16 protein-coding genes are annotated in these 17529 nt (G+C 67.7%); 7 read left to right on the top strand and 9 right to left on the bottom strand.

What is annotated here, in order from left to right:
* Position 1: 1 nt before the first annotated feature.
* The 3 genes from AC6LJ5_RS12845 to AC6LJ5_RS12835 form a co-directional block, all read right to left on the bottom strand.
* The gene (locus tag AC6LJ5_RS12845) at positions 2-970 is read right to left on the bottom strand and encodes a Bug family tripartite tricarboxylate transporter substrate binding protein (RefSeq protein ID WP_498140665.1); all 969 of its coding nucleotides are present in this window, start codon (positions 968-970) and stop codon (positions 2-4) included.
* Positions 971-1228: 258 nt separating this feature from the next.
* Positions 1229-2248: an NAD(P)H-dependent flavin oxidoreductase gene (locus AC6LJ5_RS12840; protein WP_498140664.1), complete on the bottom strand. Its 1020-nt coding sequence runs from the start codon at positions 2246-2248 to the stop codon at positions 1229-1231.
* Complete coding sequence (locus AC6LJ5_RS12835) at positions 2245-3066, bottom strand: IclR family transcriptional regulator (RefSeq protein WP_498140663.1); 822 nt, start codon at positions 3064-3066, stop codon at positions 2245-2247. Before AC6LJ5_RS12835 ends, AC6LJ5_RS12840 begins: the two co-directional genes overlap by 4 nt.
* Positions 3067-3147: 81 nt before the next feature.
* On the opposite strand from AC6LJ5_RS12835, the gene AC6LJ5_RS12830 reads away from it, so the two are divergent.
* From AC6LJ5_RS12830 to AC6LJ5_RS12800, 7 genes are read left to right on the top strand one after another with little or no spacing between them, the layout of a single operon-like run.
* Positions 3148-4341 carry an iron-containing alcohol dehydrogenase family protein gene (locus AC6LJ5_RS12830; RefSeq protein WP_498140662.1) on the top strand — a complete coding sequence of 398 codons (1194 nt, stop codon included), beginning with the start codon at positions 3148-3150 and terminating at the stop codon, positions 4339-4341.
* Positions 4342-4352: 11 nt separating this feature from the next.
* On the top strand, positions 4353-5816 hold the full coding sequence (locus AC6LJ5_RS12825) for an aldehyde dehydrogenase family protein (protein WP_498140661.1): 1464 nt from the start codon (positions 4353-4355) through the stop codon (positions 5814-5816).
* A gap of 22 nt (positions 5817-5838) precedes the next feature.
* Positions 5839-6804, top strand: a complete 966-nt coding sequence (locus tag AC6LJ5_RS12820; protein ID WP_498140660.1) for a Bug family tripartite tricarboxylate transporter substrate binding protein — start codon at positions 5839-5841, stop codon at positions 6802-6804.
* Positions 6805-6864: 60 nt separating this feature from the next.
* The gene (locus AC6LJ5_RS12815; RefSeq protein WP_498140659.1) at positions 6865-7614 is read left to right on the top strand and encodes an SDR family oxidoreductase; all 750 of its coding nucleotides are present in this window, start codon (positions 6865-6867) and stop codon (positions 7612-7614) included.
* Positions 7611-8108, top strand: a complete 498-nt coding sequence (locus AC6LJ5_RS12810) for a MaoC family dehydratase (RefSeq protein WP_498140658.1) — start codon at positions 7611-7613, stop codon at positions 8106-8108. Before AC6LJ5_RS12815 ends, AC6LJ5_RS12810 begins: the two co-directional genes overlap by 4 nt.
* Positions 8069-10240, top strand: coding sequence for an acetate--CoA ligase family protein (locus tag AC6LJ5_RS12805; protein WP_498140657.1), 2172 nt, complete (start codon positions 8069-8071; stop codon positions 10238-10240). Before AC6LJ5_RS12810 ends, AC6LJ5_RS12805 begins: the two co-directional genes overlap by 40 nt.
* 51 nt (positions 10241-10291) lie before the next feature.
* Entirely contained in the window at positions 10292-11038 is a 747-nt protein-coding gene (locus tag AC6LJ5_RS12800) for a citryl-CoA lyase (RefSeq protein ID WP_498140656.1), read from the top strand.
* 44 nt (positions 11039-11082) lie between these two features.
* Here the strand turns inward: AC6LJ5_RS12800 and AC6LJ5_RS12795 are convergent, their stop codons facing one another.
* From AC6LJ5_RS12795 to map, 6 genes are all read right to left on the bottom strand, one after another.
* Entirely contained in the window at positions 11083-11604 is a 522-nt protein-coding gene (locus tag AC6LJ5_RS12795; protein WP_498140655.1) for a M48 metallopeptidase family protein, read from the bottom strand.
* On the bottom strand, positions 11592-12197 hold the full coding sequence (locus AC6LJ5_RS12790) for a nucleotidyltransferase family protein (RefSeq protein ID WP_498140654.1): 606 nt from the start codon (positions 12195-12197) through the stop codon (positions 11592-11594). Before AC6LJ5_RS12790 ends, AC6LJ5_RS12795 begins: the two co-directional genes overlap by 13 nt.
* A gap of 6 nt (positions 12198-12203) precedes the next feature.
* A complete protein-coding gene (locus AC6LJ5_RS12785) occupies positions 12204-12686 on the bottom strand; it encodes a disulfide bond formation protein B (RefSeq protein WP_498140653.1) in 483 nt (160 codons plus the stop codon).
* 95 nt (positions 12687-12781) lie between these two features.
* On the bottom strand, positions 12782-13495 hold the full coding sequence (locus AC6LJ5_RS12780; RefSeq protein ID WP_103274064.1) for a MarC family protein: 714 nt from the start codon (positions 13493-13495) through the stop codon (positions 12782-12784).
* A gap of 99 nt (positions 13496-13594) precedes the next feature.
* Positions 13595-16201: a [protein-PII] uridylyltransferase gene (locus AC6LJ5_RS12775; protein ID WP_103274065.1), complete on the bottom strand. Its 2607-nt coding sequence runs from the start codon at positions 16199-16201 to the stop codon at positions 13595-13597.
* 13 nt (positions 16202-16214) lie between these two features.
* Positions 16215-17036 carry a type I methionyl aminopeptidase gene (gene map, locus AC6LJ5_RS12770; RefSeq protein WP_103274066.1) on the bottom strand — a complete coding sequence of 274 codons (822 nt, stop codon included), beginning with the start codon at positions 17034-17036 and terminating at the stop codon, positions 16215-16217.
* Between the last annotated feature and the right edge of the window lie 493 nt (positions 17037-17529).

Below are 17529 nucleotides of genomic sequence, written 5' to 3'. Positions count from 1 at the left end.
TTCACTCCAGCTTCAGGTTGGCGCGTTCCACGAGGTCGCGGGTGGCCTCGCGGTGCTCCGCCCAGAACTGGGCGAACGCCTCGGGCGAACTGCTGACCAGCGGGGTGGCGATGCGTTCGAAGCGTTCCTGCACGACGGGCATGGCGGCGGTTTCTTCCAGCGCCCGGGCCAGTTTGTCGATGATGGGTTTGGGTGTGCCGGCGGGGACGACCACGGCCTGCCAGGTGGTGACCTTGAAGCCCGGGACACCAGACTCGGCGATGGTGGGCAGGTCGGGCAGATCCTTGACGCGGGCGGCGCCGCTGACCGCCAGGGGGCGCAGCATGCCGTCCTTGATGTAGGGCAGGGAACTGGAGCGGCTGTCGATCATGAACGTCAGCCGTCCCGCGATCAGGTCCTGCAGCGCGGGCGCGCTGCCCTTGTACGGCACATGCGTGAGCCTGGTGTTCAAGGCGAGCGCGAGCGAGGATGCCGCGGTGTGCGCCGAACTGCCATAGCCCGGCGATCCGTAGGTGATCGTCGCCTGTTTGTCCGCCTTGATCGCCTTGATCAGGTCCACCATGGTCTGGTAGGGCGAATCCTTGGGCACCACCACCACCAGCGGCGAATCGGTCAGTTGAGCGACGGGCGCGAAAGCCTGCGCCGGGTCGATCTTCAAGTCCTTGTACAGGTATTGGTTGACGGCGATGGTGGCCGCGTTGGTCCAGAGGATGGTGTAGCCGTCGGCCGGGGCGCTGGCCGCGGCCAGCAGCGAGAGGTTGCCGTTGGCGCCCGGCTTGTAGTCCGGGATCACGGGCTGGCCGAGCTTCTTGGCCAGCTCGTCCTGCATCATCTTGAAGGCGATGTCGGAAGGCCCCCCGGGCGCAAAGCCGATCACCACGCGTATCGGCTTGTCCGGCCATTGCGCGGCCGAGGCCGCCGTGAAGCCCGTGGCCAGCAGGGCTGCCGCCACCATCTTGCTGAACTTCATTTCCGTCTCCTGTTTTTCTGGGTTGAGCGCGTTCGTGTCGCGCGGATGGATTCTTGGGTGATCCATTTTTAATTCGCTTTGCGAATTATTAATTCGTTTAATGAATTGATGATACTGCGGCCTTGGGGGTGCCGCAATAACGGGCTTTTGGTCCGTGGTCAGACCGGGTCGCGCAGGCGCATGAAAAATCCCTGCCGCGCGCGAGGCGGGGCAGGGATGCAAGGGGGCGTGGAGCCGCCCGTCGACGCGGGCGGGAAATCAGACGGAATCGACCATTCGCATGAAGCGCGCGCTGGCCTGCACGCATTCCTGCTGTAGCCGTCGGACGATGTTTTCCACGGGTTCGATGTTGCGGGCAAAGCCCACCGCCGGCCCCATGGACAGCATGCCTTCTTCGTGCTGGCCCGCCTGGTAGGCCAGGGCCTGGGTGCGCTCGCCGCTGATCAGGTCGCCGAAGTCCGCGTAGCGGCTCGCGCCGGCTTGTTCCAAGGCGGCAACCTTGCGGGCATTTTCGTTGTCCAGAATGCGCCAGGTATCGCCCAGGCTGCCGAGCACGGCGCGGGTGCCGTGCTCGCTGGTCTCGACCACGCGTTGCTTGTATGCCGCGTGCGCCGGTGTTTCCTGCGCCGGCGTGAAGACGCTGCCCATCACCACCGCGTCGGCGCCCAGCGCCAGCGCCGCGGCGATCTGCCGGCCGTGGCCGATGCCGCCGCCCAGCGCCAGCGGGATGCGCAGCTGTTCCAGGGCATAGGCCCCGTTGAGGAACGTGGGCAGCTGATTGCTGCCGGGGTGGCCGCCTTCTTCCATGCCGACCAGCGTCACCGCATCCACGCCCATGTTCTGGGCGGCGACGGCATGGCGCACGTGCGCGCACTTGTGGATGACGATGGCGCTGGCCTCGCGGATGGCGGGCAGCAGCGGCGTGGGCGGCAGGCCCGCCGTTTCAAACAGGCGCACGCCTTCGTCGAGCGCGATGCGCAGCCGCGTCAGCATGGCCTCGTTGTTGGCCGCGCGCCGCGACAGCGTGAGGTTGACGCCGAACGGCAGGCCGCCGGTCAGCTGGCCGCATTCGCGCAGCGTCAGCCGGAAGTCGTGGTCCGTGCGCGAGCTGCGCGCGGTGATGAAGCCCATGCCGCCGGCGCGCACCATGGCCGCCACCAGCCGCGCATCGGACAGCCACATCATGCCGCCCAGCAGCAGCGGCCAGCGCATGCCCATCAGTTCGGTGATGCGGGTGGGCCAGCGTTGCGGAACGGCCGGCGCAAGAGGCAGGGTCACACGTGCCTCCCCATCAGCAGGATGGGCTGCAGTTCGCGCGCCAGCTGCCGCAGCGTGGGACCGGCTTCGTCCAGCATCAGCGGGCGGGGCAGCAGCGCCGCCGGGCCGCCGCAACTGACGACGTAGCGTTCGCCGGCAGGCAGTTCGATGGCGGCGGCGACGGTGTTGATCTGGTAGGCGGGGCGCTCGTGATAGACGAAGCCGCGCTCCGGATATTGGGCGATGGCGTCGGCGATGGCCTGCTGCTCCGTGGCGTCGCCGGCCTTGCCGGACGCGCGGGCCTCTTGCAGCAGGGCCTCGCGTTCTTCGGGCGAGCAGCAGGCCAGGTAGGCCCAGCCGATCGCGCTGTGGAACAGCGGTATGCGCGAACCCACGCGCAGGTTCATCAGCAGGGGCGAGTTCCCTTGGCAGCGCAGCAGGTAGACGATGCTGTCGCCGTCGCGCCGGCCCAGCGCCACCGCCACCTGGTAGCGGTCGGCCAGCGCCTGCAGCAGCGGCCGGATGACGTCCAGCGCTTCCTGTCCCGCCAGCGCCGCGCCGCCCAGCGCGATGGCGGCGATGCCCAGCTGCAGCTTGTCCTTGCCGGGAACGGTGACAAGGAAGCCCGTCTTTTGCAGGGTGTGGCACAGCCGCCAGACCGTGGGCTGCGCCAGACCGGTCAGCTGGGCCAGCTCCGTCGTGCCCAGCATGCGTCGTTCTGCGCTGAAGCAGCGCAGGATGTCCAGCCCGCGGGCCAGCGCGGTGACGAACTGGCGGTCGGGTTCGGCGGAATCTTCAGTCACGTCGTTCTTGGACGCACGAGCCGAGGCTCTTGACATGGGCAAGCTCCTTTTTTATCATCAATTCACTAAATGAATTATAAATTCGCATAGCAAATTATGCAAGATGAGGAGGATGATGTGAGCGGTCAGCACGATTGTGCGCTACTGGGCCAGGGCGTCATGGCCTGGCCGGGCGTTTGCCATTGGGGCGGAAACGCCCTGGCCAGAACCTTGGCGGCCGCGGGCGAACGCCTGCGTCAGCCCCTGGTGGTGACGGACGCTGGCACCTGGGGCGCCGTGGGATCCGTCGTCGAGGCGGCGCTTGCCGCCGTGCCGGGACTGCAATGGCATGTCTATCACGGCGTGGTGCCCAATCCCGCCCTGGCTCAGGTGCGGGCGGCGCTGCGCGTGGCGCGCGAACGGAATTGCGCCAGCGTGCTGGCGGTGGGCGGAGGCAGCGCCATTGACGTGGCAAAGGCGGTCTACGCCTGCCTCGCCGGTGGCTTCGATGCCGACGAATTGCAGGCGCCGCGAGGACAGGCCTGGTTGAACGCCGCCGCCCAGGGCGCCGACCCGCTCTTCATCGCCATGCCCACGACGTCGGGCACCGGCAGCGAAAGCAGCTCGGCCGCGTTGATTCAAGGCGACGATGGGCGCAAGCGCCTGCACCGCTCGCTGCGCGCGCGCCCATCCCTGGTGGCGCTGCAACCAGAACTCACGTTGAGCCTGCCGCCGCGCCCCACCGCGCAGGGCGGTTTCGACGCCGTGTTGCATGCGTTGGGCGCCTGGATCAATACCGATCCTTCCCCTGTCGGCAAGGCCATGGCCTTGCAGGCCTTGCGCCTGTGCATGCGGGCGCTGCCCGAGGTGCTGCGCGCGCCGGACAGCCTGCGGGCGCGCGCCGACATGCAGATGGGCGCCTACATGGCGGGGCTTGCGATCGGCATGAGCAAGGTCGATGCCGTGCACGCCATGTGTACGCCGCTGGAATCGCGCGTCCACATGGCGCATGCGGAAGTGCTGGGCCCGATCTTCAGCGTGGTGTCGCGCCATACGGCGCAGACCGCGGCCGCGCCTTACGCCGACGCCGCGCGCGCGCTGGGCATTGCCGCCACGGGCGATGAACAGCAGGACGCCCTGGCCCTGATCGAGGCGGTCGAGTCGCTGGCTCGGCTGGCCCGCATCCCGCTGCGTTTTACCGGCTTGTCGCTGTCGGAGCAGGACGCCCGGCAGCTGGCCAGCCAGGCCATGCTGAGCGCGTCCATGCCCATCAATCCGCGCGTGCTCGCGGCCGAAGAAATCCAATCCCTGTACCTGCAAATGGCCGTGTAAGGAGCGCCCGCATGGATGTCATTGATTCTCGCCCCTATGAACTGCTGATCGGGGACCGCTGGCGCGCTGGCGCCGAAGGCCGCACGTTCGATACCTGCAATCCGGCCACGGCCCAGGTGCTGGCGAGCGTGCATGAGGCCTCGGCGGCCGACGTCGATGCCGCCGTGCAGGCCGCGCACACCGTCTTTGAAACGCACTGGCGCAAAACCACGCCGGCGCAGCGCGGCAAGCTGTTGCGGCGCCTGGCCGAACTGTTCGAGCGCGACCGCGAAAAGCTCGCCTGGATCGAAACGCTGAACGTGGGCAAGCCCATCACGCATTCGCTGGATTCGCTCAAGGGCATGCCGGCGTCGCTGGAATACTTCGCGGGCATCATCCCGGCCCTGCGAGGCGAGACCATACCGGTGGGCAATGCCGAGGTGTTGAATTTCACGATACGCGAGCCGCTGGGCGTGTGCGCGCTCATCATGCCGTGGAATTATCCAATGACGCTGACCGTCAACAAGCTAGGTCCGGCGCTGGCCGCGGGCAACACGGTGATCCTCAAGCCCTCGGAAGTGACGCCCTTGTCCACCATGGCGCTGGCGCGCTTGTTCGAGGAAGCCGGCTTTCCGCCTGGCGTGATCAACGTGGTCAACGGCCCGGGCGCCACGGTGGGCGAACGGCTGGTCACGCATCCGTTGGTATCAAGGGTGTCGTTCACCGGCGGCACGGTGACGGGCGCGCGCATTCTGGCGGCGGGGGCTGCCGACGTGAAGCGGGTCACGTTGGAACTGGGCGGAAAATCACCGCTGATCGTGTTTGAGGATGCGCCGCTGGACAAGGCCGTGGCCGTGGCCGCGGGCGACATCATCAAGAATTCCGGCCAGGTCTGCATCGCCTGCACGCGCCTGCTGGTGCAGGATTCCGTGCGCGAGGAATTCCTCGGCCTGCTGCGGCAGCGCCTGGATGCCGTGCGCATCGGCTCGCCCGCGGATCCCGCCACCGAGATGGGCCCCCTGGTCAGCGCGGCCCAGAAGCAGCGCGTGGAGAAGTACGTGGCGCTGGCGCAGGAAGAGGGCGCGCAGCCGGCGCGCCACGGCAAGATGCAGCTGGAAGGCGACACGGTCAATGGCCATTTCGTGCGGCCCACGCTGTTGCTGCACTCCCATGCGCGCATGCAGAGCGCGCAGGACGAGATCTTCGGCCCGGTGCAATCCGTGATCGGCTTTCGCGACGAGGCCGATGCCCTGCGCATCGCCAACGACACGCGCTACGGCCTGGCGGCAGTGCTGTACACGCGCGACGGCGGCCGCGCCCTGCGCATGGCGCGTGGCCTGCAGTCAGGCAGCGTGGCCATCAACACCGGTCTGCGGACGTCGTTCGATGCGCCGTTCGGCGGCTACAAGCAGTCCGGCATCGGCAAGGAGCGCGGACTCGAAGCCATCTACGAAAACACGCAGCTCAAGAACGTCAAGTACGACACCTCGATCTAGCGCGGCGCTCACAGGAGACAACATGAAGTTCATCGTCAAGCTGGCCTCGGGCCTGGCCGCCTGCATGCTGGCGGCCGGCGCGCAGGCGGAATGGCCCGATCGTCCCATCCGCATGGTCATCGGTTTCGCGCCCGGAGGCGCTTCGGACATCGCCTTCAAGATGGTGCAGGACGAGCTGTCGAAGAAGCTCGGGCAGCCCGTGGTGCCGATGTACAAGCCCGGGGCCAACGGCAATATCGCCAACCAGGCGGTCGCCACGGCCGAGCCCGATGGCTACACGGCGCTGTGGGCCAACGTGGGGCCGCTGGCCATCAACACATACCTCTACAAGGGGGTGCAGGTCGATCCAGGCACGGCGTTCGTGCCGGTCACGCAATTGACCGATTCTCCGTTGGTGGTGGTGGTGCCGAAGTCTTCACCGTTCCAGACCATGCAGGATCTGGTGCAGGCGGCGAAGCAGCCCGGCGCGGCGCTGTCCTATGGGTCCGCCGGACATGGCAGTTCCATGCACGTGGCCGGCGCGGCTTTGTCGCTGGCCCTGAACGCGCCCATGACGCACGTGCCCTACAAGGGCAGCGCGCCGGCCTTGCAGGACCTGATCGCCGGGCGTCTGGCCTTCATGGTGGACAGCCGCTCGACCACCGCGCCCTTCATCAAGGAAGGCACGCTGCGCGCACTGGCCGTCAGCGGCGACCAGCGCGTGGCCGACATGCCCGACGTGCCCACGGTGGCCGAATCCGGCGTGCCCGGATTCAAGGTGACTACCTGGCAGGCGGTGGTCATGCCGGCGGGCACGCCCCAAGCCATCGTCGACAAGTTCTCCGGCGTGCTGCGCGAAACCTTGCAGATGCCGGAGGTACAGGAACGTTTCGCGCGTCTTTACACGCCGCTGGTGGGCAGCACGCCTGAAGCCTTCGCGGCGTTCTGGGCCAAGGAAAGAGCTGGCGCCAAGGCGCTGGTGGAACAGGCGCGCCTGCGGGTCGATTGAACGGCGGGCCCGACGGGACCCGGCGCGGCAGGAATATTGAAACTCGAATGGAAAGGCATCATGGATCTGGAACTGAATGGTTGCACCGCTTTCATCACCGGCGGCGCGGGCACGCTGGGCATGGCGATGGCCAGGCGCTTCGTGCAGGAAGGCTGCAATGTGGTGGTGTGCGACGCCAATGAAGCGGCGATCGAATCCGCCTGCGCGGAACTGTCGGCCCTGGGCGGGAGCGTCCTGGGCGTGCGCGCCGACGTGACCCGCAAGGACGAGGTGGGCCGCGCCGTGCAGCAGGCGGTCGAGCGCTGGAAGACGGTGGATATCCTGGTCAACAACGCGGGCTTCGCGCGCGACCGCTATCTGACCAAGATGTCCGAAGAAGACTGGCACGCCGTGCTGGACGTGACGCTGCTGGGCGCTTTCCATTGTTCGCGCGCCGTGTTGCCGCTGATGATGGAGCAGCGCTTTGGCCGCGTCGTCAACATTGCCTCGCGCGCCCACCTGGGCAATCCGGGGCAGACCAATTATTCGGCCGCCAAGGCGGGACTGATTGGCTTCACCCGCTCGCTGGCGCTGGAGTCCGGCAAGTTCGGCATTACCGCCAATGCGGTCGCCCCGGGCGTCATCTCGACGCCGCGCATGCAGCAGCGTCCCGACTACGAGGCGCTTACCGAACGCGCCAAGACCAGCACGCCGGTCGGCCGCCTGGGCGACCCGGCCGACGTCGCCGCCACGGTGGCCTTCCTGGCGTCCCGCCTGGCCGGCTTCACCACGGGCGAGACGGTGCACGTGACGGGAGGACGCTACGCATGAGCACGCCATTCGATCTGGACGAACACCTGGGCCGCCGCCTGTACTTCGAGGATCTGACTCCCGGACAGTCCTGGGAGAGCCCGCGCCGCACGGTCACCGAAGCCGATGTGGTGCAGTTCGCTGGACTGTCCGGCGACTACAACGCCTTGCATACGGATGCCGTGTTCGCCGCGGGCCATCCATTCGGCCAGCGCGCCGCGCACGGCATGCTGACCCTGGCCATCGCCTCGGGCCTGACCACCCGCATGCCGGTGTACCGGCTGATGGACGGCACCCGGTTGGCGCTGACCGAGCTGCGCTGCGTGTGGCGCAAGCCGGTGCTGATCGGCGACACCATTCACGTCGAACTCGGCATAGGCGAGAAGACGCTGTCGCAGAAGCGCCCCGGCACGGGCCGCGTGACCATGCTGCGCACGGTAAGGAACCAGAACGGCGAGATCGTGGTGGAGTCGGAATGGACCACGCTGATGAAGTGCCGACCGGAGGCCGCATGAGCGCCAGCCCTTCCCGGTTCGACCCCAACGTCCGCTTCGATGATCTGGTGGAACTGGCGCGGCCGCGTTCGATCATGATCGTGGGCGCTTCCAGCAAGCCCGGCACGCTGGGCCACACCACCGTGGTCAATGTGCTGGAGCACTCGGATTTCGACGGCGAGGTGCATCTGGTCAATCCCAAGGGCGGCGAACTCTTCGGCAAGCCCTTGCATGCCAGCGTGGACGCGGTGCCGGCGCAAGGCATCGACGTGGCCTTGCTGCTGGTGCCGGCCGAATCCGCCGTCGCCACGCTGCGCGCCTGCGCCGACAAGGGCGTGCGCTACGTCATCGTGTTCACCGGCGGCTTCGCCGAGCTGGGCGAGGCGGGGCGCACGCTGGAGGCCGAGATGCTGGCGGTGGCGCAGCGCAGCGGCATGCGCCTGTACGGTCCCAACTGCGCGGGCATGACCATGCTCGCGCCGCGCCTGGGTCTGACCTTCTCCACTGAGTTCCGCAACGACGGCAGGACGGGAAAGCTCTCGCGCATCGGCCTGGTGACGCAGGGCGGCGGCCTGGGCCGTTCGCTCATGCAGGGCAACGAGCGGGGCGTGTGCTTCTCGCGCTGGTTCTCCACCGGCAACGAGCTGGACCTGGACAGCGCGGACTTCATCAACTGGCTGGCGCATGATCCGGGCACCGACCTGATCTGCACCGTGATGGAAGGCATACGCAGCGGTCCGCGTTTTATCGCGGCCGCGGCCGCCGCACGCCGCGCGGGCAAGCCCCTGATCGCGCTGAAGATCGGCCGTTCTGATTTCGGCAAGAAGGCGGCGCAGTCGCATACGGCGTCGCTGGCCGGCGAGGATGCGGTCAACGACGCGGTGTTCTCGCAGTACGGCGTCATCCGCGTGGAAGACCTGGACGAGCTGCTGGACGTCGCCAGCCTGATATCGCGCGTGGGCGTGCGCCGCCTGCGCAACATCTGCGTGTATTCCTCGTCGGGTGGCGCGGGCGTGCTGTCCGCCGACAAGGTGGGCGAAGCCGGGCTGGCCATGGCTGTGCTGGCGGATGAAACCGTCGCCGAAATGGCCCGGCACGCGCCCGCCTACGCAGCGCTGACCAACCCGGTGGACCTGACCACCAAGGCGCTGACCGATCCGGATCTGGCGCGGCGCTGCCTGGCGCCGCTGTTCGCGGATCCGGGCGTGGACGCCGTGCTCTATCCCATCACCTCCAACTATTCGGCCAGCACCGAAGGGCTGGTGCGCAACATGCTGTCGGTGGCGCGGGGCGGCGCCAAGGCTTTCGTTCCTGTCTGGATGAGCAGCCGCCGTGGACAGGCGCACGACCTGCTGATCGAGGAAGGCTTCGCGCCCGTCTACAGCCTGCGCAACGCCATGCAGGCGCTCAAGCGCGTGAGCGCATACGCGGACCTGGCCGTTGACGAGGCGCCGCATACCCCGCCCGAGGGCCTGCCGGTAGCCTCGCCTGCCGTGCAACTGCCTTGCAACGAGGCGCAGGCCAAGGCGCTGCTGGCTCAGTACGGCGTGCGCGCTCCCCGCGAATCCCAGGCCGCGACGGCGCAAGACGCGGCTGCGGCGGCGCGCAAAATCGGTTTTCCGGTGGCGCTCAAGCTGGTGGCCGACGGCGTGCTGCATAAGAGCGAGGTCGGCGGCGTGCGGATGGGGCTGCGCGACGAGGCCGAAGTGCGCCAGGCTTTCGAGGACATCGTCGCGAGCGCGTCGCGGTTTCAGGTGCCGGCCGCGGCCATCCGCGGCGTGCTGGTGTCCGAAATGGTGGTGGGCGGCGTGGAGATGCTGGTGGGCCTGCATCGCGACGAGGTCTTCGGTCCGGTGCTGAGCGTGGGCGCGGGCGGCGTCTGGGTGGAGGTGGAGGCCGATGTGGCGCGTTGTCATCTCCCGGCCAGCGCCGGGCAGATAGCGCGCGCGCTGGAGCGGACGCGCATCGTCCGGCGTCTCGCCAGCCATCGCGGCCAGCCGGCGCGCGACAAGGCGGCTTTGGTGGACGCCGTGCAGCGCATCACGGCCTTGTTTACCGCGCTTGGAAATGGCGTGCAATCACTGGAGGTGAACCCGCTGGTGGTGCTCGACGCCGGCGATGGCGTGGTGGCGCTGGATGCGGTGATCGAATAGCAGACCGGCGCGGCGGGCATCGTCGCGCTGGAGAAAACACGGAGATTTCAAATGCTTGACAGCAAGATCGGAGGCGGCGACGCCCATACCATCCTGGTGCGAGGCCACGACCTGGTGCAGGACCTGTTCCAGCGCGATTTCATCGACGTGCTGGCCCTGGAGCTGCTGGGCGAGTTCCCCACGCCTCAGTTGAAGACCATGCTCAACCTGTTCCTGGTGAGCGCGACCGACCATGGCCTCACGCCCAGCGCCTTGTCGGCGCGGCTGACGCTGCATGGCGCGCCCGAGGCGATGCAGGGCGCCCTGGCGGCAGGGCTGCTGGGCGCCGGCAGCCGCTTTCTCGGTGTGATCGAATACGCCGCGCGCTTTCTGCGCGACGCCTTGCCCGAGCAAGACAGCTACACAGACGAGGAACTGCGCCGCTATGCCGAGGAATGCGTCACCGCCAACAAGGCGGCAAAGCGCAAGATTCCCGGCATCGGCCATCCAATACACGTAGATGGCGATCCCCGCTGCGAAAAAATGTTCGAGATCGCAAGGGCTTGCGGATACTACGGCAATTTTTCCCGCTTCGCCGTGGAGCTGGCTGCCGCTGCCGCGCGCCAGTCTGGCCGCAAGATTCCCTTGAACGCGACGGGCGCGAAGGGCGCGATCGTGCTCGACATGGGACTGACGCCGGAGTTGGGCAAAGCCCTGACGATGATAGGACGGTCCGTGGGGCTGATGGCCCACATCCTCGAGGAGCAGAGCAACCCCATCGCGCAACGCGTCTGGGACATGGCCGTCCACACCGAATGAACCCTTCGCGGCGCGTGGGTGGGGCGGGCGCGTGACGCCAGGTTTCAGCCCGCCGGCTCCCACAGCACCTGCCGGGTCGCATCCAGGTGCGTCAGATACAGCCGCAGGTCGAACTCGTACTGGTGATACTGTGGTTCCATGCGCTGGCACAGGCCATAGAACGCCTTGTTGTGCTCTTTTTCCTTCAGATGCGCCAGCTCGTGCACCACGATCATGCGCAGGAATTCCTCGGGCAGGTTGCGGAACAGCGTCGCCACGCGGATCTCGTGCTTGGCCTTGAGCTTGCCGCCCTGCACGCGCGATACATAGGTATGCTGGCCCAGCGCATGCTGCATGACCTGGATCTTGCTGTCATAGGCCACTTTGCTGATCGGGTCGCCGTTGCGGATGTAGGCGTTCTTCAGATCGACCACGTAGTCATACAGCTGGCGGTCGGTGCGCACGCCATGCGGGCCTTGCGGATAACGGGCGCGCAGCGCCGGCCCCAGGCGGCCCTGGTCCATGAGCTTGCGGGCCTGGTCGAGCAGGGGGGGCGGGTAGCCGGTCAGGTATTTCAATGCGGACATGAATTCAGTTCGGGCGCGGCCGCGAGGCGCAGCCGGGGCCATTTCTCTGTATAGCGCTTGGCGCGCAGCCGTTGGGCGAAGAGCGCCGGATCGGCGAGCGCCGGGCTGGGGCGCAGGATCAAGGCATACAGGTCGGACAGCCCGTGCGGGCACAGGATGCGCAAGGCGTCGTCGCGCCCCAGCGAAACGCCGACGCAGGTCGCCGTTTCAGGCCAGGCGGCGATGCCGGCTTCCAGCGATGCGATGGGGGGCGGGACGCGCTCGCCATCGCGGCGCCACAGATGCACGCGCGCCTGATTGACCACTTCCCAGGGCGCGTCCGGCGCCGCCGCGCGCAGGCGGGCGGCCAGCCCGGTTTCACTTGCCGAGGACAGGTCGGCGGGATCGAAATAAACGAAATCCACGTCGGCGGGCGCATGGCTGCCAGCGGGCAGTCCGTGCAGGTGATTCCAGACCAGCGCCCGCACCGCGCCGGCGCCGATGCACCAGTCCAGCCCGGTCGCGCAGGCCCGCGCCGCGCGCAGCCAGCACATCAGCGGCGCGTGGGCGCGGACCAGGGCGCGCAGCGCGTCGGCGCGGGGATCTTCAATCACTATTTGCTATGCGCGGCCGCGGCCGAAGGCGGCCCGCAGGGACAGCAGCAGCACGACCACGAACAGCGCCAGGCTCCACAGCGCGTATTCCACGCCCAGCACCGACACGACCGCGTCCATGCAGGTGGCGTAGATGCCGAACAGCCAGGGCACGGCGGCGTCCAGGCCTGCGCCGCTCATGAAGCGGTCGGCGAAGGTCTGGTCGCAGGACAGCATCTTGGCGGCCACGCTGTACTGGTACCAGGCGGCGACGACGCCCGCCAGGCCCAGCAGCGCGGCCAGCGCGCCGCAGACGCGCGTCAGGGCGCGGCCGCCGCCTAAGCCGCCAACCAGCGCCACCACGCCGATGACCAGGTAGATCAGGCGCTGCATCACGCACCAGGCGCAGGGCGGCATGTCGAACGCATGCTGGGAGATCAGGGCGACGCCGACGGCGCCGAAGCAGAACAGGGCGACCAGGCGTAGCAGGCGTTCGGAGCGGGAGGTCATGGTTTCAATGAATCTTGTAAGACGGGTTGGTGGAGCCGCGGCGCGGCACGGGGCAGGCCGGGGCCTGCGCGGGCCTTCCGGCCCGTGGCCTAGACCTAGACCTTGGGAACCGGAATTGGTTGCATGACCTGCTGCAGCACGCCGACCATCAGTTCGCGCGCGCCTTCCCAGAAGATCTGCACGCCCAGGCACAGCATGATGAAGGCCGACAGGCGCATGAACACGGCGGTGCCATTGTCGCCCAGCCGGTGCAGCATCTGAGCCGCGAAGCGCAGGCAGATATACAGGGTGACGGACACCACGATGATGCCCGGGATGGAGCCGGCCAGCCGGACCAGGCTCAGCGCGTGGTTCTGGTCGCGCAGCGACACGCCGACCGTGATGGCCGCGGCGATCGAGCCGGGGCCGCAGCTGATGGGGAAGGTCAGCGGGTAGAAGGCGCGGGCCTTGGCCATTTCCGGGGTGAACGATTCGGCCAGCCGCGCCACGCGCTCGGTGTCGGCGTCGGGCGAGTTGACCAGGCGCCAGGCGCTGGCGATCACCAGCATGCCGCCGCCCACGCGCACGATGGACAGCGAGATGCCGAAGAAGCTCAGCAGCACGTTGCCGGCGACCATGGCCACGACCAGCATCAGGCCAACGTTGACGGCGACCCGCTTGGACAGCACGGTGCGGGTCGAGGACGACGCGCCTTCGGTGAGCGACAGGAAGATGGGGGCGATGGCCGGCGGATTGAGAAAGGGCAGCAGGGTCGCCAGCGCGAAGAGAAAGCTTCCGCCGAACACGCGCAGGTAGTCGTAGAGCTGCATAGAGGGCCATCGCCGGAGCCAAAACCCGGATTGTATGCGTTGGCGGCCCGCGTGGCGATGCGCCGCGCGGGCCGTTATTGCTGCCGGGTCACGCTGCGATCAGGCCGCGCGCTGGCGGGCTTCCTCGCCGGCCAATGCGTCCAGGATGTCGCGCTCGAACTGCATCTGCGTGCGGGGCCGCTCCAGCGCCGCGCCGTCCACGATGAACACGTCCTCGACGCGGTCGCCCAGCGTCATGATCTTGGCCATGAGCAGGTTCACCTCGTGCCGCGCGAATACCTGCGCCAGCGCGTGCAGCAGGCCGGCGCGGTCGGTGGCGGTCACCGACAGGCGCCAGGACTTGCTGCGCTCGTCGGGCTGCAGTTCGGCCTGGGGCATGACAGGAAACACGCGTGAAACGCGCGACTGGCGCGCGCGGCCGTAGTAGCCACCCGTGTGCGCCGGCTGTTGCGCCGTGGCGGCGGGCGCCTTCAGGCGCTCGGCCAGTTCGTGTTCGACCAGTGTCGCCTGGGCGCGCAGGTCGGCGTCGCCCTCGGGCAGCAGCACGATGAAGCTGTCCAGCGCCCAGCCGTGGCGGGTGGTATGGATGCGGGCGTCCTGGATCGACAGCGACTTGGCGGCGAAATAGGCGCAGATGGCCACGAACAGATCGGGCACGTCGCGCGTGTAGACCATGATCTGCAGGCCCTCGCCCTGTTCGGTGGGGCGGGCTCGCACCACGGGCTCGGCCGGCGTCACCTGGTGATAGAGGTGGCGCGTGTGCCAGGCGATGTCCGAGGCGTCGTGGCGCAGGAAATAGGCCACGTCGAGCTGGTTCCAGAAGGCTTCGCGGGCGTCGTCGCGCAGGCCGGCGCGGCGGGTCAGGCGCGCGGCTTCTTCCTTGCGCTCGGCCAGCACGGTATGGGCGTCGGCATGGGCGCCGCCCAGCGCGGCCAGCGTCAGCCGGTACAGGTCTTCGAGCAGCTTGCCCTTCCAGGCGTTCCAGACCTTGGGGCTGGTGCCGCGGATGTCGGCCACGGTCAGCAGATACAGGGCGGTCAGGTGGCGTTCGTCCTTGACGATGGCGGCGAAGTCCTGGATCACGGCAGGATCGGACAAGTCGCGCTTTTGCGCCACGGCGGACATGAGCAGGTGTTGGCGCACCAGGAATTCGGCCAGCTCGGTGTCCTCGGCGTCCAGCCCGTGCTCATGGGCGAAGCGGCGCAGGTCGCGCGCGCCGAGTTCGGAGTGATCGCCGCCGCGGCCCTTGGCGATGTCATGGAACAGCGCCGCGACATACAGCAGCCAGTGGCGGTCCAGGCCGGCGATCAGCTGGCTGGCCAGCGGATACTCCTGGGCGTGCTCGGGCATGGTGAAACGGCGCAGGTTGCGCACCACGGCCAGGGTGTGCTGGTCCACGGTATAGGCGTGGAACAGGTCGTGCTGCATCTGGCCGACGATGCGCCGGAACACCGGCAGATAGCGCGGCAGGATGTTCAGCATGGTCATGCGGCGCAGCTCGTGCACGATGCCGCGCGGCTGCTGCAGGATCTGCAGGAACAGCTTGCGGTTGACCGGGTTGCGGCGGAACTGCGCGTCGATGCGGTGGCGCGAATGCCAGATGGCGCGCAGCGTGCGCGCCGACATGCCGGTCAGCTCGGGATGTTGCTGCATGACCAGGAAGGCGCGCAGCAGCAGGGTCGGATTGCGCTCGAAACCGTCGTCACGGATGATGTCCAGCCGGTCGCGCAGGTTGCGGAAATCGTCGTCGATGTCGCGCGCGTCGCTGTCCGGGCGCGGGAACAGCCGCTCTTCGATGTTCTGCACCAGGATGACGTTGAGCTGGGTCACCAGCCGCGCCGCCCAGTAATAGCGCTGCATCAGCAGTTCGCTGCCGCGCCGCGTGGCGGTGGCGTGGATGCGGTAGATCTCGGCCAGCGCGGGTTGCAGGTCGAACAGCACGCGGTCTTCGCGGCGGCGGGCCAGCAGGTGCAGTTCGATGCGCAGCCGCTTGAAGGCCTGCTCGGCCTTGCGCAGGTCGCGCGCCTCGGACGGCGTCAGCAGGCCGGCCTGGGCCACCTGGCGCCAGTTGTCGCCGAAGCCGGCCGCGCGCGCCATCCACAGGATGACCTGCAGGTCGCGCAGGCCGCCGGGCGATTCCTTGCAGTTCGGCTCCAGCGCGTAGGGCGTGTCCTGGTAGCGGGCGTGACGCTGCTGCATCTCGACGCGCTTGGCGCGGAAGAAGGCGCGCGGGTCCAGCCGCGCCTTGGTGGCCGCGTCGAATTTCTTCATCAGCGCGCGGCTGCCCGCCAGCCAGCGCGATTCCAGCATCGCGGTTTCCACCGTGATGTCGGCCTCGGCTTCGCGCTGGCAGTCCTCGATGGTGCGCACGCTGTGGCCGGGCTCCAGGCCCAGGTCCCAGAGGGCCGCGACCAGGCGCTCGATCGCGGCTTCATCGTCGGCCGACGGCGCTTGCGGCAGCAGGATCAGCAGATCCACGTCCGAATGCGGGTACAGCTCGCCGCGGCCATAGCCGCCCACGGCCGCCAGCGCCGCGCCCTCGGGCAGGGGGTGTTGCTTGACCAGATCGCGCAGCGCGGCGTCGACGATCCGGCGCAATTCGGACAGCAGCGTGTCGGGGCGCTCGTGCTCGCGGAACTGGGCCACCGCCGTCCGCCGGGATTCCTGGATGCGTTCGCGCAGGGCGGCGAGGGGGGCGGCGGTCATGGTGGCGGCTGCGTCAGACGGCGGGGATGACGAGGGGTTCGGTGATGAAGGCGGGCGGCTGGGGCATGCCCGGCGACAGGGTCAGCACTTCATAGCCGGTATCGGTGACGCATACAGCATGCTCCCATTGGGCCGACAGGCTGTGGTCGCGCGTCACGACCGTCCAGCCATCGGACAACTGGCGTATCTCGCGGCGGCCGGCGTTGATCATGGGCTCGATGGTGAACAGCATACCCGTCACCAATTTCACGCCCGTGCCTGGCTTGCCATAGTGCAGCACCTGCGGATCTTCATGGAAGCGTTGGCCGATGCCGTGGCCGCAGAACTCGCGCACCACGGAAAAGCCATTGGCCTCCGCGTGCTTCTGGATGGCGTGACCGATATCGCCCAGCGTGGCCCCGTTTTTGACCTGCTGGATGCCTTTCCACATGCACTCGAACGTGACGTCGGTCAGCCGGCGCGACAGGATGGACTGCTCGCCCACGTGATACATCCGGCTGGTGTCGCCGAACCAGCCATCCTTGATGATGGTCACGTCGATATTGAGGGAGTCCCCGTTTTTCAGGACCTTGTCGCCCGGAACGCCATGGCAGACCTGGTGGTTGACCGAGGTGCAGATGGCGCCGGGGAAGGGCGGGTAGCCAGGCGGGGCGTAGCCCACCGTGGCGGACTTCACCTTGAGTTCGTCGGTCAGGTATTCCAGGCAGAGCCGGTCCAGCTCGCCGGTGGTGACGCCCGGCTTGACGTGGGGGGTGATGAAGTCGAGAACCTTGGCGGCGTCCTGGCAGGCCGCGCGCATCTTGTTCAGGTCGTCCGGATTGGTAATGGTGCCCATGAAGTAACTGAAGCTCTCTTGCTTGAATGTCTGCTGGAAAGAATAGTAGAATTATAGGCTTCCCTAAATTTTTGGGGAGCGATGCGCGGCGGGAAGGCCTGGTCCGACGGGACGGAAAGCCTTTCATGTGCGCAAAGCAAGTAGTGTAGTAATCGGGTTTAGGTTACGGCAAAGAGCCTTCATCCGGTTTGTGCGATCTGGATTTGGTCGGTCGGCGCTCAGGCGCCCGGCAAGACGGCCCAGGCGGCGGTTTTTCCGATATCGGGATTCTTTGGCATCTGTGTCCGCAAGCGAAGGTTGTGGATGGCGGCAAGCAAAAGAACAACGACGCGGAAAGGGCGGCGGCGGGACGGCCTGGCGGGTTTCACGAGTGCGGAAAGACCGGAACGGCGAGCGCAGGCTGGAGCGGGGCATGCCCGTAAGCCCGGTCATGTTTTTGAGCGGCGATGCAGGTTCCCTGTGGACGGCGGCCTAAGTTCTTGGAAGACGGGTT

This window comes from Achromobacter sp. 1011791174, from assembly GCF_059760925.1.
The sequence above is the reverse complement of the archived record's forward strand: the minus strand, read 5'-3'. Positions and strand labels throughout refer to the sequence as shown.

Bases quoted from the DNA above. Each gene is read 5' to 3' on its own strand.
- AC6LJ5_RS12785 (WP_498140653.1), bottom strand. From the start codon at position 12,686: ATGACCTCCCGCTCCGAACGCCTGCTACGCCTGGTCGCCCTGTTCTGC.
- AC6LJ5_RS12805 (WP_498140657.1), top strand. From the start codon at position 8,069: ATGGACCACGCTGATGAAGTGCCGACCGGAGGCCGCATGAGCGCCAGC.
- AC6LJ5_RS12780 (WP_103274064.1), bottom strand. From the start codon at position 13,495: ATGCAGCTCTACGACTACCTGCGCGTGTTCGGCGGAAGCTTTCTCTTC.
- AC6LJ5_RS12810 (WP_498140658.1), top strand. From the start codon at position 7,611: ATGAGCACGCCATTCGATCTGGACGAACACCTGGGCCGCCGCCTGTAC.
- AC6LJ5_RS12825 (WP_498140661.1), top strand. From the start codon at position 4,353: ATGGATGTCATTGATTCTCGCCCCTATGAACTGCTGATCGGGGACCGC.
- AC6LJ5_RS12800 (WP_498140656.1), top strand. From the start codon at position 10,292: ATGCTTGACAGCAAGATCGGAGGCGGCGACGCCCATACCATCCTGGTG.
- AC6LJ5_RS12795 (WP_498140655.1), bottom strand. From the start codon at position 11,604: ATGTCCGCATTGAAATACCTGACCGGCTACCCGCCCCCCCTGCTCGAC.
- AC6LJ5_RS12820 (WP_498140660.1), top strand. From the start codon at position 5,839: ATGAAGTTCATCGTCAAGCTGGCCTCGGGCCTGGCCGCCTGCATGCTG.
- map (WP_103274066.1), bottom strand. From the start codon at position 17,036: ATGGGCACCATTACCAATCCGGACGACCTGAACAAGATGCGCGCGGCC.
- AC6LJ5_RS12845 (WP_498140665.1), bottom strand. From the start codon at position 970: ATGAAGTTCAGCAAGATGGTGGCGGCAGCCCTGCTGGCCACGGGCTTC.
- AC6LJ5_RS12835 (WP_498140663.1), bottom strand. From the start codon at position 3,066: ATGTCAAGAGCCTCGGCTCGTGCGTCCAAGAACGACGTGACTGAAGAT.
- AC6LJ5_RS12775 (WP_103274065.1), bottom strand. From the start codon at position 16,201: ATGACCGCCGCCCCCCTCGCCGCCCTGCGCGAACGCATCCAGGAATCC.
- AC6LJ5_RS12815 (WP_498140659.1), top strand. From the start codon at position 6,865: ATGGATCTGGAACTGAATGGTTGCACCGCTTTCATCACCGGCGGCGCG.